Origin of the sequence: Streptomyces chryseus, assembly GCF_014650755.1 — a bacterium.
GTDB lineage: Bacteria > Actinomycetota > Actinomycetes > Streptomycetales > Streptomycetaceae > Streptomyces > Streptomyces chryseus.
The window spans coordinates 195,083-220,401 of record NZ_BMVO01000010.1; the positions used below are offsets into that span (position 1 = coordinate 195,083).

General features: G+C 71.5%; 25 protein-coding genes and 1 pseudogene. 19 read left to right on the forward strand and 7 right to left on the reverse strand.

Features of this window, described 5'->3' with window-relative positions; genetic code table 11:
• Positions 1–49: 49 nt before the first annotated feature.
• Positions 50–196: an LPFR motif small protein gene (locus IE185_RS33715; RefSeq protein ID WP_167367988.1), complete on the reverse strand. Its 147-nt coding sequence runs from the start codon at positions 194–196 to the stop codon at positions 50–52.
• 103 nt (positions 197–299) lie between these two features.
• Positions 300–1,160: an SCO6745 family protein gene (locus tag IE185_RS17840; RefSeq protein WP_138894307.1), complete on the reverse strand. Its 861-nt coding sequence runs from the start codon at positions 1,158–1,160 to the stop codon at positions 300–302.
• Positions 1,161–1,272: 112 nt separating this feature from the next.
• Here IE185_RS17840 and IE185_RS17845 point away from each other — a divergent pair, with 112 nt between their 5' ends.
• Positions 1,273–2,283: a GlxA family transcriptional regulator gene (locus IE185_RS17845; protein WP_138894308.1), complete on the forward strand. Its 1,011-nt coding sequence runs from the start codon at positions 1,273–1,275 to the stop codon at positions 2,281–2,283.
• Positions 2,284–2,356: 73 nt separating this feature from the next.
• Positions 2,357–2,995 (forward strand): DJ-1/PfpI family protein, encoded by a 639-nt coding sequence (locus IE185_RS17850; RefSeq protein WP_138894309.1) that lies wholly within the window; start codon positions 2,357–2,359, stop codon positions 2,993–2,995.
• Here the strand turns inward: IE185_RS17850 and IE185_RS17855 are convergent.
• The gene (locus tag IE185_RS17855; RefSeq protein ID WP_138894310.1) at positions 2,982–3,761 is read right to left on the reverse strand and encodes an enoyl-CoA hydratase/isomerase family protein; all 780 of its coding nucleotides are present in this window, start codon (positions 3,759–3,761) and stop codon (positions 2,982–2,984) included. The genes IE185_RS17850 and IE185_RS17855 overlap by 14 nt on opposite strands.
• An 82-nt stretch (positions 3,762–3,843) precedes the next feature.
• On the opposite strand from IE185_RS17855, the gene IE185_RS17860 reads away from it, so the two are divergent.
• Entirely contained in the window at positions 3,844–4,443 is a 600-nt protein-coding gene (locus IE185_RS17860; RefSeq protein WP_138894311.1) for an HdeD family acid-resistance protein, read from the forward strand.
• A 94-nt stretch (positions 4,444–4,537) separates the two neighbouring features.
• Positions 4,538–5,017 carry an ATP-binding protein gene (locus IE185_RS17865; RefSeq protein ID WP_138894312.1) on the forward strand — a complete coding sequence of 160 codons (480 nt, stop codon included), beginning with the start codon at positions 4,538–4,540 and terminating at the stop codon, positions 5,015–5,017.
• Here the strand turns inward: IE185_RS17865 and idi are convergent.
• The 4 genes and pseudogenes from idi to galE form a co-directional block, all read right to left on the reverse strand.
• On the reverse strand, positions 4,983–5,576 hold the full coding sequence (gene idi / locus IE185_RS17870) for an isopentenyl-diphosphate Delta-isomerase (protein WP_138894313.1): 594 nt from the start codon (positions 5,574–5,576) through the stop codon (positions 4,983–4,985). The genes IE185_RS17865 and idi overlap by 35 nt on opposite strands.
• 140 nt (positions 5,577–5,716) lie before the next feature.
• Positions 5,717–6,436, reverse strand: a pseudogene (locus tag IE185_RS17875) (class I SAM-dependent methyltransferase); the annotation flags it as partial.
• 236 nt (positions 6,437–6,672) lie between these two features.
• Positions 6,673–7,614, reverse strand: a complete 942-nt coding sequence (locus IE185_RS17880; RefSeq protein ID WP_138894314.1) for a cation diffusion facilitator family transporter — start codon at positions 7,612–7,614, stop codon at positions 6,673–6,675.
• 143 nt (positions 7,615–7,757) lie between these two features.
• Positions 7,758–8,741, reverse strand: coding sequence for a UDP-glucose 4-epimerase GalE (gene galE / locus IE185_RS17885; RefSeq protein ID WP_138894315.1), 984 nt, complete (start codon positions 8,739–8,741; stop codon positions 7,758–7,760).
• 251 nt (positions 8,742–8,992) lie between these two features.
• On the opposite strand from galE, the gene IE185_RS17890 reads away from it, so the two are divergent.
• From IE185_RS17890 to IE185_RS17960, 15 genes are all read left to right on the forward strand, one after another.
• Complete coding sequence (locus tag IE185_RS17890; protein ID WP_138894316.1) at positions 8,993–10,762, forward strand: DUF5941 domain-containing protein; 1,770 nt, start codon at positions 8,993–8,995, stop codon at positions 10,760–10,762.
• The gene (locus IE185_RS17895) at positions 10,759–11,496 is read left to right on the forward strand and encodes a phosphocholine cytidylyltransferase family protein (protein WP_138894317.1); all 738 of its coding nucleotides are present in this window, start codon (positions 10,759–10,761) and stop codon (positions 11,494–11,496) included. The genes IE185_RS17890 and IE185_RS17895 overlap by 4 nt, the downstream gene beginning before the upstream one ends.
• Positions 11,484–12,545: an iron-containing alcohol dehydrogenase family protein gene (locus IE185_RS17900; protein ID WP_138894318.1), complete on the forward strand. Its 1,062-nt coding sequence runs from the start codon at positions 11,484–11,486 to the stop codon at positions 12,543–12,545. The genes IE185_RS17895 and IE185_RS17900 overlap by 13 nt, the downstream gene beginning before the upstream one ends.
• On the forward strand, positions 12,523–13,302 hold the full coding sequence (locus IE185_RS17905) for a CDP-alcohol phosphatidyltransferase family protein (protein WP_138894319.1): 780 nt from the start codon (positions 12,523–12,525) through the stop codon (positions 13,300–13,302). Before IE185_RS17900 ends, IE185_RS17905 begins: the two co-directional genes overlap by 23 nt.
• 62 nt (positions 13,303–13,364) lie before the next feature.
• Positions 13,365–14,210 carry a glycosyltransferase family 2 protein gene (locus IE185_RS17910; protein ID WP_138894330.1) on the forward strand — a complete coding sequence of 282 codons (846 nt, stop codon included), beginning with the start codon at positions 13,365–13,367 and terminating at the stop codon, positions 14,208–14,210.
• Between the two features lie 94 nt (positions 14,211–14,304).
• Entirely contained in the window at positions 14,305–15,240 is a 936-nt protein-coding gene (locus IE185_RS17915) for an ABC transporter permease (RefSeq protein ID WP_138894320.1), read from the forward strand.
• Positions 15,233–16,018, forward strand: coding sequence for an ABC transporter ATP-binding protein (locus IE185_RS17920; RefSeq protein WP_138894321.1), 786 nt, complete (start codon positions 15,233–15,235; stop codon positions 16,016–16,018). Before IE185_RS17915 ends, IE185_RS17920 begins: the two co-directional genes overlap by 8 nt.
• Before the next feature lie 330 nt (positions 16,019–16,348).
• Positions 16,349–17,251, forward strand: coding sequence for a squalene synthase HpnC (hpnC, locus tag IE185_RS17925; RefSeq protein WP_138894322.1), 903 nt, complete (start codon positions 16,349–16,351; stop codon positions 17,249–17,251).
• A 44-nt stretch (positions 17,252–17,295) separates the two neighbouring features.
• On the forward strand, positions 17,296–18,216 hold the full coding sequence (hpnD, locus tag IE185_RS17930; protein ID WP_138894323.1) for a presqualene diphosphate synthase HpnD: 921 nt from the start codon (positions 17,296–17,298) through the stop codon (positions 18,214–18,216).
• 127 nt (positions 18,217–18,343) lie between these two features.
• Positions 18,344–19,768, forward strand: a complete 1,425-nt coding sequence (hpnE, locus tag IE185_RS17935; protein WP_138894324.1) for a hydroxysqualene dehydroxylase HpnE — start codon at positions 18,344–18,346, stop codon at positions 19,766–19,768.
• The gene (locus IE185_RS17940; protein WP_189715496.1) at positions 19,765–20,859 is read left to right on the forward strand and encodes a polyprenyl synthetase family protein; all 1,095 of its coding nucleotides are present in this window, start codon (positions 19,765–19,767) and stop codon (positions 20,857–20,859) included. The genes hpnE and IE185_RS17940 overlap by 4 nt, the downstream gene beginning before the upstream one ends.
• A gap of 121 nt (positions 20,860–20,980) precedes the next feature.
• Entirely contained in the window at positions 20,981–23,071 is a 2,091-nt protein-coding gene (gene shc / locus IE185_RS17945) for a squalene--hopene cyclase (RefSeq protein ID WP_138894326.1), read from the forward strand.
• Positions 23,071–23,748, forward strand: coding sequence for a phosphorylase family protein (locus IE185_RS17950; RefSeq protein ID WP_138894327.1), 678 nt, complete (start codon positions 23,071–23,073; stop codon positions 23,746–23,748). The genes shc and IE185_RS17950 overlap by 1 nt, the downstream gene beginning before the upstream one ends.
• Positions 23,749–23,753: 5 nt before the next feature.
• Positions 23,754–24,776 (forward strand): adenosyl-hopene transferase HpnH, encoded by a 1,023-nt coding sequence (gene hpnH, locus IE185_RS17955; protein WP_138894328.1) that lies wholly within the window; start codon positions 23,754–23,756, stop codon positions 24,774–24,776.
• Positions 24,777–24,780: 4 nt separating this feature from the next.
• On the forward strand, positions 24,781–25,319 hold a 539-nt coding region (locus IE185_RS17960), incomplete at its 3' end, for a flavodoxin-dependent (E)-4-hydroxy-3-methylbut-2-enyl-diphosphate synthase (RefSeq protein ID WP_189715498.1).

Here is a 25,319-nt window from a genome sequence, read left to right on the forward strand (position 1 = left end):
ATTGTGCAGGGTCGTCGGGTCCCGTGTCGCGCGCGCCCCGGCCGGGCCGTCAGGCGCGGCGCGCTCGTCCGCCACCCCGGGACGCGGTGCTGGACGCGCCTCCGAAGAGCTTGGCGACCAGCCGGAAGGGCAAGGTCACTACCGTCGCGATGGCCGAGCCGATCATCCGGAGTCCATCTGCAATCGCACGCAACACGTTGTACCTCCTGCTGTCTCGGTGCCCGACACGCATTTCGTTGTCCGGCACAGCACGGGTGTCCGTCATCGCGCGGCGCAAACGCCCCGGGGCGGGGGCGATGTCACTTGCCGGTGAGATCCGCAGGGAACGCGCCGTTCCCCAGCGCGGCCCCCAGGAAGCCCCGCCCGAGTTCCGTGAGCCGTTCGGTGCCCGCCGCGCCCAGGTGCTCGTACGGCGCCGCGTCGAGCCGGTCCGTGGTCTCCTCCAGGTCGGCGCGCAGGGCCGTGCCCGCCTCGGTCAACTCGCCGTCGGCGTCCAGGAGCCCGCGCTCCCGCAGCCGCGCCGAGGCCGCCTCCCAGTCCGTACGGTTCCAGCCCCGCGTCGCCAGGGTCCAGCGCGGCGACATGCCCTTGCCGGTCGCCGTGTGGCTGACCAGCGCCTCCAGCGGGTCGAGCCCGGCGGCGAGCAGCGCGGCGAGGTGGCCGTCGCCCCGGTGCTCGCGCAGCAGCGTCGCGGCGTGCCAGTAGGCGAGGTGGGGCTGCTCGGGCACGGGCAGGTCGGCGTGGGCGGCGTACAGGGGGCGCGCGTGCCGGGTGCACGCCTCGGCGGCGCGCAGGGCGAGCCCGGCGGCCTCGGCCATCTCGGCGGAGGCGAGGGCCTCCTCGCCGAGCAGCCGGCGCAACGTGGTGTCGACCGCGCGCAGCCGCGCCTCCAGTACGACCTCGGGGGACGCCGTACGCCACACCTCGGGGACGTGGCGGGCGACGAGAGCGTGGTTGAAGTTGTAGAACGCGGCGGTGATCACACCGGGACCGACCGCGCCCATGGCGGCGCCCCGGCCCGCGAAGTAGGCGGCGTTGCTGTCCGTGACGCCCACCTCCGCCAGCTCCTTGGTGAAGTCGGGGGAGAAGTACACGGTCGAGTGCAGCGGATTGAGGGCGTTGTGGCAGCGGCGGCCGGCGCGCGCGGGCAGAGAGGTCATGGCCACAACGCTACCGACTGGTCAGTACGCCGGGAAGTGCCGGGGCCCCCGTGGCAGGAAAGGTGGGGTCCTCGTCATTGCGGACATCCGTGGGCCGCCGAAGGATGGACCCATGACCCAGCGATCCGTACGCAGCGTGCTCGTCGTCCTCTTCGACGGCGTCCAGAGCCTGGACGTGACCGGCCCCGTCGAGGTCTTCGCGGGCGCCGCGCTGCAAGCCGGTCACGCCGAGGGCCGCCCCGACGGCGGACGCGGGGACGCGGACGCCGCCTACCGCATCCGCACCGCCTCCCTCGACGGCGGCGCGGTCCGCACGTCCAGCGGCCTGACACTCGTCCCCGACGCCGCCCTCGCCGACGAGCCCGCGCCGCACACCCTCCTCGTCCCCGGCGGTCCCGGCACCCGCGACCCTGACCCGCGCCTGACCGACTGGCTCCGCGAGACCGCCCCGCACGCCGAGCGCCTGGTCAGCGTCTGTACGGGAGCGCTGCTGCTCGCCGGCGCCGGACTGCTCGACGGCCGCAGGGCCACCACGCACTGGGGGGTGAGCGACCACCTGGCCCGCCTCTATCCGGCCGTCGACGTCGACCCGGACCCCATCTACGTACGCGACGGCAACGTGGCGACCTCGGCCGGCGTCACCGCGGGCATCGACCTGGCGCTGGCGCTCGTCGAGGAGGACCTGGGCCGGGACATCGCGCTCACCGTCGCCCGCCACCTCGTCGTCTTCCTGCGCCGCCCCGGCAACCAGGCGCAGTTCAGCGCCCAGCTCGCCGCCCAGACCGCCCGGCGCGATCCGCTCCGGGAGGTCCAGCAGTGGATCACGGAGCACCCGGCGGACGACCTGTCGGTCGAGGCGCTGGCCGGGCGCGCCCGCCTCTCGCCGCGCCACTTCGCCCGCGCCTTCCAGTCCGAGACGGGCACGACCCCGGGCAAGTACGTCGAACGCGTACGCCTCGAACACGCGCGGCGGCTCCTGGAGGACTCGGCAGAAGGCGTCGAGGAGATCTCCCGGGCCTGCGGCTACGGCACTCCCGAGGCGATGCGCCGCGCCTTCGTGAAGAGCCTGGGCACCGCGCCCGCCGAGTACCGCCGCCGCTTCCGGCCCCACACCGCCGGCTGAGCACCGTCCACAAACCACCACTCCGCACGCGATGGCCCACGATCACACCCGCCCACGAAAGGGACACCACGCCATGACGCAGATCGCCATAGCGCTCTTCGACCGCTTCACCGCACTCGACGCGGTCGGCCCCTACGAGATGCTCTGCCGCCTGCCGGACGCCGAGACCGTCTTCGTCGCCGAGCGCACCGGACCCGTGCGCAACGACCGGGGCGAGCTCGCGCTGGTCGCCGACAGGACGTTCGCCGACGTCACGAGCCCCGACATCGTGCTCGTGCCGGGCGGCCCCGGTCAGTCCGGCCAGATGGAGAACGAGGCGCTGCTCGGCTGGCTCCGTACCGTCGAGGCCACCACCGCCTGGACCACGTCCGTCTGCACCGGCTCGCTCCTCCTCGCCGCCGCCGGGCTCCTCGAAGGCCGCCGGGCCACCTCGCACTGGTTGGCTCTGGACCATCTGGAGACCTTCGGCGCCCAGCCCACCGGAGAGCGCGTGGTCACCGACGGCAAGTACGTCACGGCCGCCGGCGTCTCGTCCGGCATCGACATGGGGCTCACCCTGATCGGCAGGATCGCGGGCGACGAGCACGCGCGGGCCGTGCAGTTGCTGACGGAGTACGACCCCCAGCCGCCGTACGACGCCGGATCTCCGCAGAAGGCGCCTGCCGCGCTCGTCGAGGAGTTCCGCGGCAAGAGCCGGTTCATCCTCCAGTAGGCCCGGGCGTCCACGTGAAGCGGGGCGTACGGCGCTCCAGGAAGGCGGCGACCCCCTCGGCGGTGTCGCCGCTGCCGCGTGCCTGCGCCGCCCAGTGCGCGTCCCGGTCGTCCCGGCCGTCGGCGAACTCCTTCGCCGCGGCCTGCGTCAGCTGCGAGCGCGACACCAGCACGCGCGTGAACTCGGCCACCCGCTTGTCCAGTTCACCGCGCGGCAGCACCTCGTCCACGAGACCGGTGCGCAGCGCCCGCTCCGCGTCGATCAACTCGCCGGAGAACAGCAGGTACTTGGCCGTCGAAGGCCCCACCAGGGAGACCAGCCGCCGGGTCGACGACGCGGGGTAGACGATGCCGAGCTTCGCGGGCGTGATCCCGAAGGACGCGCCTTCCTCCGCGAACCGCAGGTCGCAGGCGCCGGCCAGCTGACCGCCCCCGCCCACGCAGTAGCCGCGTACGGCGGCCAGCGTCGGCTTGGGAAAGGCCGCCAGCGCGTCCTCGGCCCGCACGGCCAGTCCCTGCGGCGCGTCACCCGGCTCGCCGTCCCGCTCGCCCCGCTCGCGCAGCGAGGAGATGTCCGCCCCCGCGCAGAACGTGTCGCCCGCGCCGGTCAGCACGAGCGCCCGCACCTCCCGGTCCCCGGCCAGCCGCTCCAGCAGCCCGGGCAGCGCCGCCCACATCCCGGCGGTCATGGCGTTGCGCTTGGCCGGATTGCTGATGACGACGGTGGCGACCCCGTCCGCGACGGTGTGGTCGAGCTGCGGCTCCATGCGCCGGATGCTATCCGGACGGTGCGAACCTATGATCGGGAAGGGGCCGACAAGCGGACACCGTCGTGGTGAGGAGTCGCTCATGGCCGGACGTACGGGCACGCCTGAGGGCAGGAAACTCAGCCGCCGCTTCGGCTGGCTGACGGTCCTGGGCGCGATTCTCGTGCTCGGCGGAATCGTCGGCCTCGTCTACACGGGCCTGGCCACCCTCACGTCGATGATCCTCTTCGGCTGGCTGCTGCTCGTCGGCGGTCTCGTGGGGCTGCTCCAGGCGGTGCAGTCGCGCGGATCGAACTTCTTCTGGCTGGGCGTGGTGGTCGCGGCGCTGAACCTGGCGGCCGGGATCGTCGTCCTGCGCCACCCGGAAGGCACCGCCGAGGCGCTGACGATGTTCGCCGCGCTGCTCTTCCTGACCGGCGGCGTCTTCCGGCTGGCCGGCAGTGTGGTGGTGCGCGGCCCGCAGTTCGGCTGGACGCTGGTGCAGGGCGCCTTCGGCGTACTGCTCGGCCTGCTCGTGCTCTTCGACTGGCCGCACAGCAGCCTGTACGTACTCGGCTGCTTCTTCTCCCTCGCCCTGCTCTTCGACGGCCTCGGCCTGATCGCGATCGGGACGGGCGGTCGTCAGATGGTCAGTATGGTCGCGGCAGCGACACCGGAGGATCAGGAAGAGACGCGCGACTGACACAGGCATAGCCGCAACGGTCGGAAGCGGTCGAATTCGGCTGACTTCTGTTCAGAAGCCCGGTCCGGACCAGCCCGTTCCCAACACTCGACGCGTGGTGACGAGAGAAGACGCACCGGCAGGGTACGAGGGAGTATGGCGCTTCACCGCCCCGGCGGCGGACGCCTCCGTACCGGAAGCCAGGCACGCCGTCCGTGATCTGCTCGACCGGCAGGGCGTACCGGTCCACGACGACGTGGCGCAGGGACTCCTGCTGATCGTCTCCGAGCTGGTCACCAACGCCGTACGGCACGCCGCGCTGCTCTCGCCGCAGCTGGCCGTCGAGGTGGCCATCGGCGCCGAGTGGATCAAGGTGTCCGTCGAGGACAACCATCCCTACCGGCCCAAGGCGCTGGAACGGGACTACGCGCAGACCGGCGGCCGCGGCCTGCTGCTCGTGCGGGAGATCACCGCCGAGGCCGGAGGGATGTGCGACGTCGAGCACACCGCGGGCGGCGGCAAGGTCATCTGGGTCGCCCTGCCGCTGGCCGGGGCGGCCGTCACCAGCCCGCGGCCGGGCCCGTCAGCTCTCTGATCGCCGGACGCGCCGCGTCCAGCACGGTCATGAACCACGCCGAGAACGGGGCCCGCGCGTGCCGCTCGGCCAGCTCGTCCGGCGTCACGAACGACGTCTCGCCGACCTCCCCGGGGTCCGGCCGCGGCGCGCTCTGCGCCAGCCCGACGAAGAGGTGGTTGTACTCCTGCTCCACCAGACCGGAATCGGGGTCCGGGTGGTTGTAGCGGACCGTGCCGGCCTCGGCGAGCAGCGACGGGGAGATGCCGAGCTCCTCGTGCGTACGACGCGCCGCCGCGGCGAACGGCGACTCGCCGGGGTAGGGGTGTCCGCAGCAGGTGTTGGACCAGACGCCGGGGGAGTGGTACTTGCCGAGCGCCCGGCGCTGGAGCAGCAGCCGCCCGGTCTCGTCGAAGAGGAAGACCGAGAAGGCGCGGTGCAGGCGGCCGGGAGCCTGATGCGCGGAGAGCTTCTCCGCGGTGCCGATGGTGTTGCCGTCCTCGTCGACCAGCTCAAGCAGGATCTCTTGCGCTGTGCCGTTCGACGAGCTGTTCGCCGCGGTGACTGGTGTGCTCGGCATGACCATCCTTCGCATCGGTTCCCGGCGTCCAAGTCTGCCGTACAAAAGCGTCTTGTCCGTACTTCGCGGACCCCACCGCATGTCCGCCCCCGCCGCGCACGGCGCCGGGGGCGGACGGTCCGTCAGCTCAGGACGGCGGTCGGCCGCAGTACATAGCCGGTGTAGCCGTACTCCGTCCCGTGCTCCGCGCGCACCGCGATCTCCTCACGGGTCGCGGCGAGCGCCTGCTCCATTCCGGGCGTGGCGGGGTCGGCGGCGTCGGCGCGGGCGGCGAGCGGGCCGTAGTACTCGTCCCAGTCGCTCGCCGGCTGCTCGTACACCCCGAGGACCGCGTAGCCGGCCGAGACCGCCGCGGCGGTGTTCTCGGCCCGGCCGCGCAGCGCGTAGTGCCGGTCCCAGAACGCGCGTCCGCCGAGTGACGGCTCCTCGGTCGTCCACTCGCACTCGGTGACGACGAGCGCGCCGCCGGGTGCGAGGAGACGGCGCCACCTGTCCAGCGCGGTGTCGAAACCGATGCTGTAGGCGGAGCTCTCCGCCCAGACCAGGTCGAACGACCCGTCGGGGAAGGGGAGTTCGCCCATGTCGCCCTCGACGGTACGGATCGAACCGTCGAGCCCGCGCGCCCCGGCGGCGCTGCGCAGCTCGGCCAGGAACGGCTCGTACAGGTCGACGGCCGTCACCTGCGCGCCGCACTCGGCCGCCAGCAGCAGCGAGGCCCGGCCGGGGCCGCAGCCCAGGTCGAGCACGCGCGGACGGCGCGGCAGAGGTCCGGCGAGGGAGAGGAGGTGGCGGGTGGTGGCGTCCGAGCCGGGGCCCTGGCGGGGCAGCCCGCGGTGCAGGGTCATGAATGCTTCGAACATGGCGTTGTCGGTCAACGTGGGAACCCTTTGATGTGAGGGCTCCGGCCGAGGCGCGCGAAGTGACGTGCGCACACGTGCGCACGGTCGCGACGAAGGGTCAGCCGAGAGCCCGGGAGTCGAGGATGAACCGGACACTGCTCGCAGCAGCATCGACCGTGACGGTCATCAACCTCAGCTCCCCTCGTCGTGTCCCCGGGACCCGCATGTCCCGGGAAAACCCTAACAGCTCATCCGCGTCAGTGGCAGAGCCGCGCCTCGTGCTCCGCGTGACCGCTCGGTTCCAGCTGGAACGTGCAGTGCTCGACGTCGAAGTGGTCGCCGAGGCAGCCCTGCAGGGCGTGCAGCATCTTCTCGTGTCCGACCGAGTCGAGGAAGTCCTGACTGACCACGACGTGCGCGGACAGGACCGGCATGCCCGAGGTGATCGTCCAGGCGTGCAGGTCGTGTACGTCGTCGACGCCCGGCAGATCGAGTATGTGCTCCCGCACCTCGGTCATGTCCACGCCCTTGGGCGCGATCTCCAACAGCACGCTCAGGGTCTCCCGCAGCAGCTTCCAGGTGCGCGGCACGATCATGAGCCCGATCACGAGCGAGGCGATGGGGTCGGCGGCCTGCCAGCCGGTCGCCATGATGACGCCGGCCGAGACCAGCACGGTGACCGAGCCCAACGTGTCCGCGACCACCTCCAGGAAGGCGCCCCGCACATTGAGGCTGTCCTTCTGGCCCCTCATCAGCAGCGACAGCGAGATCATGTTCGCGACGAGACCGACCAGCGCGAAGACGATCGCCGTCCCGCTCTTGGTCTCGGCCGGGGTGATGAAGCGGTCGACGGCCTCGAAGAGCAGGAAGCCGCCGACGCCGAGCAGCAGCAGGCAGTTGGCGAGGGCGGCGAGGATCTCCGCCCTGGCGTAACCGAAGGTGGCCTTGGTGGTGGCCGGGCGGTTGGCGAAGTGGATCGCCAGGAGCGCCATCGCGAGGCCGAGCGCGTCCGTCGCCATGTGCGCCGCGTCGGCGATCAGCGCCAGCGAGTTGGCGAGCAGACCACCGACGATCTCGGCCGTCATGACGGTCAGCGTGATACCGAGCGCGATGCGCAGCCGCCCCTTGTACGCGGCGGCGGCCGTACCGGTGGGTGGCGGCCCGCCGTGCGTATGCCCGTGATCGTGCCCAGCCCCCATGAAAGACGCCTCCCCGATGGTGCGAATGATCGGTCCGAGGTGCCAGTGAACTACGGGCGGGGGGTATGTGCAACACGGGGCTGAACACCGTTGTCATATGCTCTGACCTGCGGAAATGACCGCAGGTCAGAGCGGCGGCCAGATCAGTTCCCGGCGGCCTCGGGGTGCCGCAGGAGCCAGCCCTCCCACGCCGAGGCGACCATCTCCCGTACGCCGCGGCCGGCCGTCCAGCCCAGCTCCTTGGCGATCAGATCGGACGAGGCGACCGCCTTCGCCGCGTCGCCGGGGCGGCGCGGCTCGATCACCGGGGCAAGGGCGGAACCGGTGATCTCGCCCACCAGGTCGGCCAGCTCGCGCACCGAGACGCCCTCGCCGCGGCCGATGTTGTACGTCAGGTCCGTCTGCTCGTCGCGGGCGGTGAGGGCCCGTGCGACGGACAGGTGCGCTTCGGCGAGATCCGCGACGTGAATGTAGTCACGGACGCAGGTGCCGTCGGGCGTCGGGTAGTCCGCCCCGAAGATCCGGGGGGCCTCGCCGCGCGTGATCCGGTCGAAGAACATCGGGATGATGTTGAACACCCCGGTGTCGGCCAGCTCCGGCCGCGCCGCACCCGCCACGTTGAAGTAGCGCAGGGACGCCGTCGAGAAGCCGTGCGCCCGGCCCGCGGCCCGCACCAGCCACTCGCCGGCCAGCTTGGTCTCGCCGTACGGATTGATCGGCGCGCAGGGGGTGTCCTCGGGGATCAGCTCCGCCGTGGGCATGCCGTACACGGCGGCGGAGGAGGAGAAGAGGAACCGCCGCACCCCGGCCGCCGCGACGGCCTCCAGGAGCACTGTGAGTCCGTACACGTTCTCCCGGTAGTAGAGCAGCGGCTTCTCGACCGACTCCCCGACCTGCTTGCGCGCCGCGAGATGCACCACACCGGTGACGTCGTGCTCGGCGAGCGTGCGGTCGAGCAGCTCCCGGTCCAGCACGGAGCCGCGTACCAGCGCGATGTCCGCGGGCAGCCGGTGCGGGATCCCGGACGAGACGTCGTCCAGGACGGCCACCCGTTCACCCGCCGCCGCCATGGTCAGCGCCACATGCGCACCGATGTAACCCGCCCCACCCGTGATCAGCCATGTCATAACGGCCACCCTAGGGCGTCCCGGGACCCCCCGGTGCCCGCGGTTTGTGGGGCGGGGCACTGATCCACCAAGATGATCTCGGTGGGCCGCCCGCTGTCCCGGACCGGTCTTATCGGGGCGTGAACGGGCCGTGAACTCCTGCTTCCGTACATCCGATAGCCTCTGCCGACATGCCTCCGCGCCCGTGCCGGGCCGGAATGCCGCATGCCACGCAAGGCCAGCCCCTGCCCAGCGCCAAGGAGTGAGTTCGTCTGTCGACCGCCATCCTCACCGGTCCGCCGGTACCCGGATCGTCGCTCGAGGGCGATCTGCGGTCGCTGGGATTCGACGTACGGTCCGCCGGTGCCGCCGGGACCGCCGAGCTCCTCGACGCCGTGCCCGCCGGTGAGCGGGTCGCCCTCGTCGACCCGCGCTTCGTCGGCCACGTCCACGCGCTGCGCCTCGCGCTGACCGACCCCCGCTTCCCGGCCGCCGCGGCCCCCGGCGCGCTCACCGCGCAGCCCGAGGCCCGTGCCGCGCTGGTGCGCGCCGTGCGCGGCGCCCCCGGCGGGCCCGACGCCGTCGCGGCGGCGCTCGACGCGGACGGCACCGCCGTGCGGCGGCCGGAGCTCGGCTCGCTGGTCGCGGTCGTCGCCACCGGCGAGGCGGAGCGCGAGCAGGCCCGCGCCGCCGTCGCCGCCGTGGACGAGGAGGCCGTACGGCTGCGTACGGCCGTGAAGTCCCGCGACGGCTTCTTCACCACCTTCTGCGTCAGCCCGTACTCCCGCTACCTCGCGCGCTGGTGCGCCCGCCGGGGCCTCACCCCGAACCAGGTCACCACCGCCTCGCTGATCACCGCGCTGATCGCGGCCGGCTGCGCGGCGACCGGCACCCGCGGCGGCTACGTCGCGGCCGGCGTGCTGCTGCTCCTGTCCTTCGTCCTGGACTGCACCGACGGGCAGCTCGCCCGCTACTCGCTCCAGTACTCGACGATGGGCGCCTGGCTCGACGCGACCTTCGACCGCGCCAAGGAGTACGCGTACTACGCGGGCCTCGCGCTCGGCGCCGCCCGGGGCGGCGACGACGTATGGGCGCTGGCGCTCGGCGCGATGGTGCTCCAGACCTGCCGCCACGTCGTGGACTTCTCCTTCAACGAGGCGAACCACGACGCGGAGTCCAACACCAGCCCCACCGCCGCGCTCTCCGACCGGCTGGACAGCGCCGGCTGGACGGTCTGGGTGCGCCGGATGATCGTCCTGCCGATCGGCGAACGCTGGGCGATGATCGCGGTCCTGACCGCCGTCACCACCCCGCGGATCGTCTTCTACGCCCTGCTCGTCGGCTGCGCGCTCGCCGCCCTCTACACCACGGCCGGCCGCGTCCTGCGCTCGCTGACCCGCAGGGCGCGGCGTACCGACCGGGCCGCGCAGGCGCTCGCCGACCTCGCGGACAGCGGACCCGTCGCCCAGTTCGTGGCCGCCCGAGGCCCCCGGCTCGGCGGCGCCTGGACCGCCCCGGTCGTCGCCGCCGTCGGCGCGGTCGCCCTGGTGGTCGCGGCGCTCACCCAGCCCGTCGGCAGCCGCCAGGTGATCGTCGCGGCGGTCTTCTACGCCGTGCTCTCCGGCATCGCGGTCGCCCGTCCCCTCAAGGGCGCGCTCGACTGGCTGGTCCCGCCCGTCTTCCGGGCGGCCGAGTACGGAACGATCCTGATCATCGCCGCCCGCTGCGAGGTGAACGGGGCATTGCCTGCCGCCTTCGGGCTGGTGTCGGCGGTCGCCTACCATCACTACGACACGGTGTACCGCATCCGGGGCGGCACGGGCGCGCCGCCCCAGTGGCTGGTGCGGACGATCGGCGGGCACGAAGGCCGGACGCTTGCGGTGGTGATCCTCGCCACCCTCCTGGCTACGCGAAACACAGACCTCACCTTGGCGCTCACGGCACTCGCTGTGACCGTGGCGCTCGTGGTGCTCACGGAGTCCATCCGCTTCTGGGTGTCCTCCGGAGCACCCGCAGTACATGACGAAGGAGAACCCGCATGATCGGCCTCGTACTGGCTGCCGGCGCCGGCCGGCGTCTGCGTCCCTACACGGACACCCTCCCGAAGGCCCTGGTGCCCGTGGACGGTGAGACGACCGTCCTCGACCTGACCCTGGGCAACTTCGCCGAGGTCGGCCTGACCGAGGTCGCCATCGTCGTCGGCTACCGCAAGGAGGCCGTCTACGCGCGCAAGGAGGCTCTTGAGGCGAAGTACGGCCTCAAGATCACCCTGGTCGACAACGACAAGGCCGAGGAGTGGAACAACGCCTACTCCCTGTGGTGCGCCCGTGACGTCCTCAAGCAGGGCGTGATCCTCGCCAACGGCGACACCGTCCACCCGGTCTCCGTCGAGAAGACGCTGCTCGCCGCCCGCGGCAAGGGCCAGAAGATAATCCTCGCCCTCGACACGGTGAAGAACCTCGCCGACGAGGAGATGAAGGTCATCACGCAGGACGGCAAGGGCGTCCAGCGGATCACCAAGCTGATGGACCCGGCCACCGCCACCGGCGAGTACATCGGTGTCACGCTCATCGAGCCGGAGGCCGCCGAAGAGCTGGCCGACGCGCTGAAGACGACGTTCGAGCGCGACCCCGACCTCTACTACGAGGACGGCTACCAGGAGCTGGTCAACCGCGGCTTCACCGTCGACGTGGCTCCCATCGGGGAAGTGACGTGGGTCGAGATCGACAACCACGACGACCTCGCGAAGGGCCGTGAGATCGCGTGCCAGTACTGACCCGGCTCATCCCGTCCCCGGTCGTCGTCGACATCAGTTGCGGCGCCATGGACGACCTGGCCGGCCTCCTGGCCGACCAGCGGATCTCCGCCTCGGGCAAGCTGGCGATCGCGACCAGCCCCGGCTCCGGGCTGGCCCTGCGCGACAAGCTCGCGCCGGTGCTGCCCGGCGCCGACTGGTACGCGGTCGCCGACGGCACGATCGACTCCGCCGTGAAGCTCGCCGACGACATCAAGGGCAAGCGGTACGACGCCGTGGTCGGCCTCGGCGGCGGCAAGATCATCGACGTCACGAAGTACGCGGCGGCGCGGGTCGGCCTGCCGATGGTCGCCGTGGCGACGAACCTGTCGCACGACGGTCTGTGCTCGCCGGTGTCCATCCTGGACAACGACAACGGCCGCGGTTCCTACGGCGTCCCGACCCCCATCGCCATGGTCATCGACCTCGATGTGATCCGGGACGCCCCGGTCCGCTTCATCCGGTCCGGCATCGGCGACGCGATCTCCAACATCTCGGCGATCGCGGACTGGGAGCTGTCCCACCGGGTCAACGGCGAGCCGGTCGACGGACTGGCCGCCGCCATGGCCCGTACGGCGGGAGAAGCGGTACTGCGCCACCCCGGCGGGGTCGGCACCGACGAGTTCCTCACGGTCCTCGCCGAGTCCCTGGTGCTCTCCGGCATCGCCATGTCGATCAGCGGTGACAGCCGCCCGTCGTCCGGCGCCTGCCACGAGATCAGCCACGCCTTCGACCTGCTGTACCCCAAGCGGGCCGCCAGCCACGGCGAGCAGGTCGGCATCGGCGCCGCCTTCGCCATGCACCTGCGGGGCGCGACCGAGCAGTCCGGGCTCTTCGCCGAGGTACTGCACCGGCACGGCCTGCCGGTGCTGCCACAGGAGATCGGCTTCAGCGTCGACGAGTTCGTCAAGGCCGTCGAATACGCCCCCCAGACCCGCCCGGGACGCTTCACGATCCTGGAGCACCTCGACCTGTCCGCAGACCAGATCAAGGACGCTTACGCCGACTATGTCAAGGCCATCAGTAGCTGAACTCCGTCCGGTCGTTCACCCCGAGGGTGTGAAGGACCGGCGCAGCGGTGAACACTGGGCCGGGCGCATGTACATGCGGGAGATCTCGCTGCACATCGACCCGTACCTGGTGAACACCAAGATCACGCCGAACCAGCTCACGTACCTCATGGTCGTCGTGGGCGTCCTCGGCGGCGCGGCCCTGCTGATCCCCGGGCTGACCGGTGCGATCCTCGCGGTGGTGCTGTTCCAGATCTATCTGCTGCTCGACTGCGTCGACGGCGAGGTGGCCCGCTGGCGCAAGCAGACCTCGATCACCGGCGTCTACCTGGACCGCATCGGCCACTACCTCTGCGAGGCGGCCCTGCTGGTGGGCTTCGGCCTGCGCGGCGCGGACCTGTTCGGCGCCGGCCGGCCGGAGTGGCTGTGGGCGTTCCTGGGAACACTGGCCGCGCTCGGCGCGATCCTGATCAAGGCCGAGACCGACCTGGTCGACGTGGCCCGTACCCGCAGCGGACTGCCCGCGGTGAAGGACGAGGCCTCCGTGCCGCGCTCCTCCGGCCTGGCGCTGGCGCGCCGGCTGGCCGCCGCGCTGAAGTTCCACCGGCTGGTCGGCGGGATCGAGGCGAGCCTGTTCATCCTGGTCGTCGCGATCGCCGACCTCGTCCAGGGCGACCTGTTCTTCAGCCGCCTGGGGATCGCCGTACTGGCCGGAATCGCGATCCTGCAGACCTTCCTGCACCTCGTGTCCATCCTCGCTTCGAGCAGGCTGAAGTGACGGGCGCGGACAAGGGCGCGGGCCCGGGCGCGGACCTGAAGGTCGGGGCGGTCGTCATCACGATGGGCAACCGCCCGGACGAGCTGCGCGCACTCCTCGACTCGGTCGCCAAGCAGGACGGCGACCGCGTCGAGGTGGTCGTCGTCGGCAACGGCTCCCCGGTCACCGGTGTCCCCGAGGGCGTACGGACCGTCGAGCTGCCGGAGAACCTCGGCATCCCCGGCGGCCGCAACGCCGGTATCGAGGCGTTCGGCCCCAGCGGCGCCGAGATGGACATCCTGCTCTTCCTCGACGACGACGGCCTGCTGGCACAGCACGACACGGCCGAGCTGTGCCGCCGGGCCTTCGCCGCCGACCCGAAGCTCGGCATCATCAGCTTCCGGATCGCGGACCCCGACACGGGAGAGACCGCGCGCCGCCACGTCCCGCGGCTGCGCGCGGCCGACCCGATGCGCTCCTCGCGCGTGACGACCTTCCTCGGCGGCGCGAACGCCGTACGGACCAAGGTCTTCGCCGAGGTCGGCGGGCTGCCCGACGAGTTCTTCTACGCCCACGAGGAGACCGATCTGGCCTGGCGGGCCCTCGACGCCGGCTGGATGATCGACTACCGCTCGGACATGGTCCTGTACCACCCGACGACCGCTCCCTCCCGGCACGCCGTCTACCACCGCATGGTCGCCAGGAACCGGGTCTGGCTGGCCCGGCGCAATCTGCCGGCCCCGCTGGTGCCCGTCTACCTCGGCGTGTGGCTGCTGCTCACGCTGGCGCGGCGGCCCTCCGTACCGGCTCTCAAGGCGTGGTTCGGCGGCTTCAAGGAGGGGTGGACAACCTCGCCGGGACCGCGCCGTCCGATGAGATGGCGTACCGTCTGGCGCCTGACCCGGCTCGGCCGACCTCCTGTCGTCTGACAAGCTCGGGTCTGAAAGCATCGGGTGCACGCGGGACCTGGAGCCCGATCCTGCGCCTAACGCCTGCGCATCTTGAACACGAAAGTTTCAACTTGTGAGTGACACAACCCATGACGGTGCGGTCGCGACGAGCGCCCCGCCATCTCCCGACGACGGACTTACCCCGGCGGAGCTCGCCGCCAAGTACGGCCTGTCGGTGAGCGGTGCCCGGCCGGGGCTGATCGAGTATGTCCGGCAGCTGTGGGGCCGACGCCACTTCATCCTCGCGTTCTCCCAGGCGAAGCTCACCGCCCAGTACAGCCAGGCCAAGCTCGGCCAGCTGTGGCAGGTGGCGACTCCGCTGCTGAACGCCCTCGTGTACTTCCTGATCTTCGGTCTGATCCTGGAGGCCGACCGGGGCATGGCACGGGAGGTCTACGTCCCCTTCCTGGTCACGGGTGTGTTCGTCTTCACCTTCACCCAGAGCTCCGTGATGGCCGGCGTCCGGTCGATCTCGGGCAACCTCGGCCTGGTCAGAGCGCTGCACTTCCCGCGCGCCTCGCTGCCGATCTCCTTCGCGCTCCAGCAGCTCCAGCAGCTGCTGTTCTCGATGATCGTGCTCTTGGTCGTCGCGGTCGCCTTCGGCAGCTACCCCTCGCTGTCCTGGCTGCTGGTCCTGCCCGCGCTGGCGCTCCAGTTCGTCTTCAACATCGGCCTGGCGCTGATCATGGCCAGGCTCGGCAGCAAGACCCCCGACCTCGCGCAGCTGATGCCCTTCGTGATGCGTACGTGGATGTACGCCTCCGGAGTGATGTTCAGCATCCCGGCGATGCTCGCCGACAAGGACCTGCCCGGCTGGGTCACGGACGTGCTCCAGTGGAACCCGGCGGCGGTCTACATGGACCTCATCCGGTTCGGTCTGATCGACGGGTACGGCTCCGGGAACCTGCCCCCGCACGTCTGGGCCGTCGGCCTGGGCTGGGCGCTGCTGGTGGGCGCCGCGGGCTTCGTGTACTTCTGGAAGGCTGAGGAGCGGTACGGCCGTGGCTGACGACAACACGCAGGGGCGTATCCCCACGGTCATCGCCGACGACGTGCACATCGTCTACCGCGTCAACGGCGGCGCGGGCGGGCGCGGCAGCGCCACCGCGGCCCTGAGCCGCATCATGAAGCGCGGCAAGGGCGACGCGCCCGGCGTACGCAAGGTGCACGCGGTGCGCGGGGTGTCCTTCACGTCGTACCGGGGCGAGGCGATCGGCCTGATCGGTACGAACGGGTCGGGCAAGTCGACCCTGCTGCGCGCCATCGCGGGCCTCCTGCCGACCGAGCAGGGCAAGGTCTACACGGACGGCCAGCCCTCGCTCCTCGGCGTGAACGCCGCGCTGATGAACGACCTGACCGGCGAGCGCAACGTCATCCTCGGCGGTCTCGCCATGGGCATGACGCGCGAGCAGATCCGCGACCGCTACCAGTCGATCGTCGACTTCTCGGGCATCAACGAGAAGGGCGACTTCATCACGCTGCCGATGCGCACGTACTCCTCCGGCATGGCCGCGCGCCTGCGCTTCTCGATCGCCGCCGCCAAGGACCACGACGTCTTGATGATCGACGAGGCGCTGGCCACCGGTGACCGGAAGTTCCAGATCCGCTCCGAGCAGCGCATCCGCGAGCTCCGCAAGGAAGCCGGCACCGTCTTCCTCGTCAGCCACAGCAACAAGTCGATCAGGGACACCTGCGACCGCGTCCTGTGGCTGGAGAAGGGCGAGCTGCTGATGGACGGGCCCACGGACGAGGTCCTCAAGGCGTACGAGAAGGAGACCGGGCGCTAGGTCCCGGTTCGGTGCCCCCGCCGGTCGAACCAACCCGGCGGGGGTTCCGCGTGTCCGCGCCGTGCGAGCGGTCCGGCGCGCCGTACCATGCCGGAATCGTCAACTCCCGTCGCGTTCGGGAAGGTTGAGGCATTTCGCAGCCTTGTTGTGATGCGCCCGGCACCCCGGCGCGGTGTCGGGCGTTGTACAACGTAAGCTGTAGCGGCGGGCGGCGTGTCCGAAATAGGATGTATTAGGTCGACAGTGTAGAACGGGAGATGTGACGGCAATGGCTATGGAACCTCTCCAGTTCGAAGACGCTTGCGCCGTCCCCGCACCGGGCAGCCCGCGATGACCCGGACCCGGCAGGTGCGCACCGGCGCACCCACGCGCTCGACCCTGGACAAGGCCGCCGACGAGAACTTCCCGGTGGCTCCCTTCTTTCTGCCGCGCGCCTGGCGCGACGACCTGATGGCCGTCTACGGATACGCCCGCCTCGTCGACGACATCGGCGACGGCGACCTCGCCCCCGGCGGCGCCGACGCCCGCCTGCTCGGCCTCGACCCCGCCCTGGCCGACGACCGTCTGGTGATGCTGGACGCCTTCGAGGCCGACCTGCGCCGGGTCTTCGCCGCCACGGGCGACGGCCCCCGCCACCCGCTCCTGCGCGCCCTCGCGGCGACCGTGCGCCGCCGCTCGCTCACCCCGCAGCCGTTCCTCGGGCTCATCGAGGCCAACCGGCAGGACCAGCTCGTACGCCGCTACAGGACGTACGACGAGCTCCTCGCGTACTGCGAGCTGTCGGCGAACCCCGTGGGGCGGCTGGTCCTCGGCATCACCGGCACCGCGAGCCCCGAGCGGATCCGCCGCTCCGACGCGGTCTGCACCGCCCTGCAGATCGTCGAACACCTCCAGGACGTCGCCGAGGACCTCGGCCGCGACCGGATCTACCTGCCCGCCGACTCCATGGCGCGCTTCCACGTCGACGAGACCGACCTCGCCGCCCCGTCCGCGAACGCGTCGGTGCGCTCCCTGATCGCGTACGAAGCCGAACGCGCCGGGCTCCTGCTCGACGACGGCAAGGCCCTCGTGGCCAGTGTCGACGGCAGGCTCAAGCTGCTGCTCGCCGGTTTCGTCGGCGGCGGGCGCGCCGCTCTCGCCGCGATCGCGGCCGCGGGCTACGACGTGCTCCCCGGACCGCCCAAGCCCACCAAGCTCAGCCTGCTGCGCGCAGCGGGAGCTGTCTTGCGATGAGACCGAAGAGAGGGGTGAGCCGGCCCGTGGAAGGACTCGTACAGATGTCCGCACCGGTACTCGCCGCGTACAGCTACTGCGAGGCGGTGACCGGACAGCAGGCGCGCAACTTCGCGTACGGCATCAGGCTGCTGCCGACCGACAAGCGCAACGCCATGTCCGCGCTCTACGCGTTCTCGCGACGCGTGGACGACATCGGCGACGGCATGCTGGACCCCGGCGTCAAGCAGGCGCGGCTCGAAGAGACCCGCGCGCTGCTCGACCGCGTCCGGGCCGGCACCGTCGACGACGACGACACCGACCCGGTCGCCGTGGCGCTCTCCGACACCGCGCGCCGCTTCCCGATCCCGCTGGAGGGGCTCGACGAGCTCATCGACGGCGTCCTCATGGACGTACGTGGCGAGACCTACGAAACCTGGGACGACCTGAAGGTGTACTGCCGGTGCGTCGCGGGCGCCATCGGACGGCTCTCGCTGGGCGTGTTCGGCACCCAGGCGGGCGCGCGCTCCACCGAACGCGCCGGTGACTACGCCGATACGCTCGGTCTCGCGCTCCAGCTCACCAACATCCTCCGTGACGTCCGCGAGGACGCCGCGAACGGGCGGACGTACCTGCCCTCCGACGACCTCGCCAAGTTCGGCTGCTCGGCCGGCTTCCGGGGCGCGACGCCCCCCGAAGGGTCCGACTTCACCGGCCTCGTCCACTTCGAAGTGCGCCGCGCCCGCGCCCTGTTCGCCGAGGGCTACCGGCTGCTGCCGCTGCTCGACCGGCGTTCCGGCGCCTGTGTCGCCGCCATGGCCGGCATCTACCGGCGGCTCCTCGACCGCATCGAGCGCGACCCCCTGGCCGTGCTGCGCGGCCGGGTCTCGCTGCCCGGACACGAGAAGGCGTACGTCGCCGTGCGCGGCCTCTCGGGTCTCGACGCCCGCACCATCTCCCGCACGCAGCTCAGGAGGCGGATCTGATGGGGCCCGCCACGGCCGGCAGGACGCCCACGCACACCAGCGGGGCAACCCTCCGGCGGCGCGACGCGTCCCCGACTCCGACGGCCCGCCGTCCGTACACCGCCGGTGAGGCCCGAGGGGAGGGCGTATGACACGCGGCACCACAGACGCACGGCCGGGCGTGCCGCGGCCCGCGGGCCACGCGGCAGGTCACGCGGTCGTCGTCGGCGGCGGACTGGCCGGTGTCACGTCCGCCCTCCAGCTGGCCGACGCCGGAATGCGGGTCACGCTGCTCGAAGGGCGCCCGCGCCTGGGCGGCCTCGCCTTCTCCTTCCGCCGCGGCGACCTCACCGTCGACAACGGCCAGCACGTCTACCTGCGGTGCTGCACCGCCTACCGGTGGTTCCTCGACCGGGTGCGGGGCTCCGCGCTCGCACCGCTGCAGAGCCGGCTCGACGTCCCCGTGCTCGACGCCGGCCGGCCCGCGGGGCCCCGGCTCGGCCGGCTGCGCCGCACGGAGCTGCCCGTACCGCTGCACCTGGCCGCGAGCCTGGCGACGTATCCGCACCTGTCCCTCGCCGAACGCGCGAGCGTGGGGCGCGCCGCGCTCGCCCTCAAGAAGCTGGACCCGGCCGATCCCGCCCTGGACGGCGTGGACTTCGCGACCTGGCTCGGCCGCCACGGGCAGTCGCCGCGCACCATCGAGGCGCTGTGGGACCTCGTCGGCGTCGCGACCCTCAACGCGACCGCGCCCCACGCCTCCCTCGGCCTCGCCGCGATGGTCTTCAAGACGGGCCTGCTGTCCGAGCCCGGCGCCGCCGACATCGGCTGGGCCCACGTACCGCTCGGCGAACTGCACGACACGCGCGCCCGCGAGGCGCTGGACGCGGCGGGCGTACGCACGGAACTGCGGACCCGGGCCGCCTCCGTCTTCCGTGCCGCGAACGGCGGCTGGGAGGTCACGACGCCGGGCGAGTTGATCGCGGCCGACGCCGTCGTGCTCGCCGTACCCCAGGGCGAGACGCACGCGCTGCTGCCCGAAGGCGTCATCGACGACGCCGACCGGCTCCTGGACATCGGCACCGCACCGATCCTCAACGTCCACGTCGTGTACGACCGCAAGGTGCTGCGCCGCCCCTTCTTCGCCGCACTCGGCAGCCCCGTCCAGTGGGTCTTCGACCGTACGGAGTCCTCCGGACTGCGGGGCGGCGGCCAGTACCTCGCCGTCTCGCAGTCGGCGGCCCACGACGAGATCGACACGCCCGTGGCCGAGCTGCGCGAGCGCTATCTGCCCGAGCTGGAGCGCCTGTTGCCCGCCGCGCGCGGCGCGGGCGTGCGCGACTTCTTCGTCACCCGGGAGCGGACAGCGACGTTCGCCCCCACCCCCGGCGTCGGACGGCTGCGCCCCGGCGCCCGTACGCACGCACCCGGCCTGTACCTGGCCGGCGCGTGGACCGCCACCGGATGGCCCGCGACCATGGAGGGAGCTGTGCGCAGCGGCATCACCGCCGCCGACGCGGCACTCTCCGAACTCGGCCGCGCCCACGAACATCCGTTGCAGGAGGCGGTATGAGCACTGGCATGGAAACAAGAGGAGAGCCTGTGACCCCGGCGAACACGGTCGACGACACCACGGTGGACATCGCCGCCCTTCTGGAGCGCGGCCGCACCCTGTCCACTCCGGTGCTGAAGGCCGCCGTGGAACGGCTCGCGCCGCCCATGGACACCGTCGCGGCGTACCACTTCGGGTGGATCGACGCCCAGGGGCGGCCCGCCGACGGCGACGGCGGCAAGGCCGTGCGGCCGGCGCTCGCCCTGCTGTCGGCCGAGGCGGCCGGCGCGGCGCCCGAGGTCGGCGTGCCCGGCGCCGTCGCCGTCGAACTCGTACACAACTTCTCCCTGCTCCACGACGACCTGATGGACGGCGACGAGCAGCGCAGGCACCGCGACACCGTGTGGAAGGTGCACGGGCCGGCCCAGGCGATCCTCGTCGGCGACGCGCTGTTCGCGCTGGCCAACGAACTCCTGCTGGAGATCGGCACCGTCGAGGCGGGACGCGCCACGCGCCGCCTCACCACCGCGACGCGCAAACTGATCGACGGCCAGGCGCAGGACATCTCCTTCGAGCACCGCGAGCGGGTCACCGTCGACGAGTGCCTGGAGATGGAGGGCAACAAGACGGGCGCGCTGCTCGCCTGCGCCGTGTCCATCGGCGCGGTGCTCGGCGGCGCGGACGACCGTACGGCCGACACACTGGAGGCGTACGGCTACCACCTCGGTCTCGCCTTCCAGGCCGTCGACGACCTGCTCGGCATCTGGGGCGACCCGGACGCCACCGGCAAGCAGACCTGGAGCGACCTGCGCCAGCGCAAGAAGTCCCTGCCCGTCGTCGCGGCGCTGGCGGCCGGCGGACCGGCGTCGGAGCGGCTCGCCGAGCTGCTCGCCGCCGACGCCAAGAGCAACGACTTCGACAGCTTCTCCGAGCAGGAGTTCGCCGCCAGGGCGGCTCTCATCGAGGAGGCGGGCGGCCGCGACTGGACGGCGCAGGAAGCCCGCAGGCAGCACGCCGTCGCCATCGAGGCGCTGGACGGCGTCGACATGCCCCCGCAGGTCCGAGCGCAGCTCACCGCGCTCGCGGACTTCGTCGTCGTACGAAAGAGATGATCAGCATCCGCCTCATATAACTCGCATGTCGCCGTCCGGTGCCGGGACCCGCCGTAAACCCCGCACCGGACGACGTCGGACCCCAGCACAGCAGATGACCAACTGCCACGAAGGGGAAACCATGACAGCGACGACCGACGGGAGCCCCGGGGCCATGAAGCCCCGCGCCGCCGCGGCCAGCGAATTTACCGACACCCATACCCGCCTGCACTCCCCCACCGACCAGCACACCGGCGGCAGAGCGGGGAGTGCCGACAGCGCTCCGGTCACCGCCGACGTACCCGCCGATGTCACCGCCGACGTCATGGGCGCGGCGCGACGGGCCACGGACCGCGCGGTCGCGTACCTGCTCGCACGGCAGGACGAACAGGGCTGGTGGAAGGGCGACCTCGAGACCAATGTGACCATGGACGCCGAGGACCTGCTGCTCCGTCAGTTCCTCGGTCTCCAGGACGAGAAGACCTTCACGGCCGCCGCCCTCCACATCCGCGGGGAGCAGCGCGGCGACGGCACCTGGGCCACCTTCCACGGCGGCCCCGGCGACCTCTCCACCACCATCGAGGCGTACGTCGCCCTGCGGCTTGCCGGGGACCGTCCGGACGATCCGCACATGGAACGCGCCGCGGCCTGGATCAGGGCGCGCGGCGGCATCGCCGCGAGCCGCGTCTTCACCCGGATCTGGCTGGCGCTGTTCGGCTGGTGGAAGTGGGACGACCTGCCCGAGCTGCCGCCCGAGCTGATCTTCCTGCCGTCCTGGTTCCCGCTCAACATCTACGCGTTCGGCTGCTGGGCCCGGCAGACCATCGTGCCGTTGACCGTGGTCTCGGCGAAGCGGCCCGTGCGCCCGGCGCCGTTCGCGCTCGACGAGCTGCACACCAGCCCCCGTCTGCCGAACCCGCGGTCCCGCCGTGCGACGCCGATTGGCTGGGAGGGCGCCTTCGAGTTGGTCGACAAGGCCCTGCACGTCTACCGCAAGGTCGCGCCGGCCAGGCTGCGGGGCGCGGCGATGAGGAGCGCGGCCCGCTGGATCGTGGAGCGGCAGGAGAACGACGGCTGCTGGGGCGGCATCCAGCCCCCGGCCGTGTACTCCCTGATCGCGCTGCACCTGCTCGGATACGACCTGGACCACCCGGTGATGCGCGCCGGCCTGGAGTCGCTCGACCGGTTCGCGGTGTGGCGCGACGACGGCGCCCGCATGATCGAGGCGTGTCAGTCGCCGGTCTGGGACACCTGCCTCGCCACCGTGGCGCTCGCCGACGCGGGGGTACGGCCCGACGACCCGGCGCTGGTCAAGGCCGCCGACTGGATGATGAGCGAGCAGATCGTACGGCCCGGAGACTGGTCCGTACGCCGTCCCGGACTGGAGCCGGGCGGCTGGGCGTTCGAGTTCCACAACGACAACTACCCGGACATCGACGACACCGCCGAGGTCGTCCTGGCCCTGCGGCGCGTCGCGCACCCGGACCGGGCCCGGACGAAGGCCACCGTCGACCGTGCCGTCCGCTGGACCCTGGGCATGCAGTCGAAGGACGGCGGCTGGGCGGCCTTCGACGCCGACAACACCAGCGCCTTCCCCAACCGGCTGCCCTTCTGTGACTTCGGCGAGGTCATCGACCCGCCGTCCGCCGACGTCACCGCCCACGTGGTGGAGATGCTGGCCGTCGAAGGCATGGCGCACCACCCGCGTGCCCGGCGCGGCATCGAGTGGCTGCTGGCCGGACAGGAGCCCAACGGCTCCTGGTTCGGGCGTTGGGGCGTCAACTACGTGTACGGGACGGGGGCGGTTGTACCGGCGCTGACGGCGGCCGGGCTGCCCACCTCCCATCCCGCCGTCCGCAGTGCCGTGACGTGGCTGGAATCCGTCCAGAACGACGACGGGGGCTGGGGCGAGGACCTGCGTTCGTACCGTGAGGCCGGCTGGGCCGGGCGCGGGGTCTCGACCGCTTCGCAGACCGCTTGGGCGCTGCTCGCCCTGCTCGCGGCCGGGGAACGGGACGCCAGGTCCGTCGAGCGCGCGGTCACCTGGCTGGCGGCGACCCAGCGGGAGGACGGCTCCTGGGACGAGCCGCAGTTCACGGGCACCGGGTTCCCGTGGGACTTCTCCATCAACTACCACCTCTACCGGCAGGTCTTCCCCCTCACCGCGCTCGGGCGGTACGTCCACGGGGAGCCCGTCTTCCCCGACCTGGGCGCCACCCGGGAAGAGACCTGATGGGCCCGCCGGATCCGACGGATGCCGCCACCGGGCCGCCGTCGGCGCGGCCCGCACCGCTGCTGATCGCCTGCGCGCTCGGCATCGAGCAGTTCGCGCTGCGCAGCGGGCACGGCAAGGACGCGCCGGAGTCCGTGACCGTACTGCGTACGGGCATGGGGCCCAAGGCGGCGGCCGCTGCCGTCAGGGGGGCGCTCGGCGAGGGAAGTCCCATCCCGGACGCGGCCGTCATCGCGTCCGGATTCTGCGCGGGGCTCGTCCCCGGGATGCACCCCGGGGACCTGATCGTCGCCGACGAGACACGCGGGCCGCACGGCAGTTCGGCCTGTACGAGCGTGGAGCTGCTCGCGAAGGCGCTGAGCAGGGCCGCGCCGGGGCGCACCGTCCACACCGGCACCCTGCTGGGCTCCGACCACGTCGTACGCGGCCCCGAGCGGGCCGAGCTGCGGACCACCGGGGCGATCGCGGTGGACATGGAGTCCGCCGCGACGCTCGGCAGTGCACTGCGGGTGGGACCGCGTCCCGTTGCGGCCGTACGGGTGGTAGTGGACGCTCCGGAGCACGAGCTGGTCCGTATCGGGACGCTTCGCGGGGGAATATCGGCCTTTCGTGTTCTCCGTGCCGTCCTACCGGCACTTTTTGAATGGCACCGTTCTTTGCTGCTCCCCAGGAGGTGAGCCAGATGGCCATGCCGCTCCGCCAGACCATCAGGGTCGGGACGTATCTCTTCGAACAGAAGCTCCGCAAGCGTGAGAAGTTCCCGCTCATCGTCGAGCTGGAACCGCTCTACGCCTGCAACCTCGCGTGCGAGGGCTGCGGCAAGATCCAGCACCCGGCGGGAGTCCTGAAGCAGCGCATGCCCGTGGCGCAGGCCGTGGGCGCGGTCATGGAGTCCGGCGCCCCGATGGTCTCCATCGCCGGCGGCGAGCCCCTGATGCATCCTCAGATCGATGAGATCGTCCGGCAGTTGGTGGCGAAGAGAAAGTACGTGTTCCTCTGCACCAACGCCATGCTGTTGCGCAAGAAGATCGAGAAGTTCACGCCGTCGCGGTACTTCGCCTTCGCCGTGCACATCGACGGGCTGCGGGAGCGGCACGACGAGTCGGTGGCGAAGGAAGGCGTCTTCGACGAGGCGGTGGAGGCGATCAAGGAGGCCAAGAAGCGCGGCTTCCGGGTCACCACCAATTCCACGTTCTTCAACACCGACACCCCCCAGAAGATCATCGAGGTGCTCAACTACCTCAATGACGACCTGGAGGTGGACGAGATGATGATCTCGCCCGCCTACGCGTACGAGAAGGCTCCCGACCAGGAGCACTTCCTCGGCGTCGAACAGACCCGCGAGCTGTTCAAGAAGGCCTTCTCGGGCGGCAACCGGCGACGCTGGCGGCTGAACCACTCGCCGCTCTTCCTGGACTTCCTGGAGGGCAAGGCGGACTTCCCGTGCACGGCGTGGGCGATCCCCAACTACTCGCTCTTCGGCTGGCAGCGCCCCTGCTACCTGATGAGCGACGGGTACGTCCCGACGTACCGGGAGCTCATCGAGGACACCGACTGGAGCAAGTACGGCCGGGGCAAGGACCCGAGGTGCGCCAACTGCATGGCGCACTGCGGCTACGAGCCGACGGCCGTCCTCGCGACCATGGGCTCGCTCAAGGAGTCCCTGCGCGCGGTCCGCGAGACGGTCTCGGGAAACCACGGGTGACGTCATGAGTGGTGGTGAGCCGGTGGCACTGGGTCTTCCCGGGCTGTCGGCCCGGCCGTTGGCGGTACGTCGCCTCTCGCGGCGTATCCAGGTCGGGTCGGTGGCGGTCGGCGGGGACGCGCCTGTCTCGGTGCAGTCGATGACGACCACGAGGACGTCCGACGTCGGCGCGACGCTCCAGCAGATCGCGGAGCTGACGGCCTCGGGCTGTCAGATCGTCCGGGTGGCCTGTCCGACCCAGGACGACGCGGACGCGCTGGCGACAATCGCGCGCAAGTCGCAGATCCCGGTGATCGCGGACATCCACTTCCAGCCGAAGTACGTCTTCGCGGCGATCGACGCCGGCTGCGCGGCGGTGCGGGTCAACCCGGGCAACATCAAGCAGTTCGACGACAAGGTGAAGGAGATCGCGAAAGCGGCCTCCGACGCAGGGGTCCCGATCCGGATCGGTGTGAACGCCGGGTCCCTGGACCGGCGACTCCTGGAGAAGTACGGGAAGGCGACGCCGGAGGCGCTCGTCGAGTCCGCGCTGTGGGAGGCGTC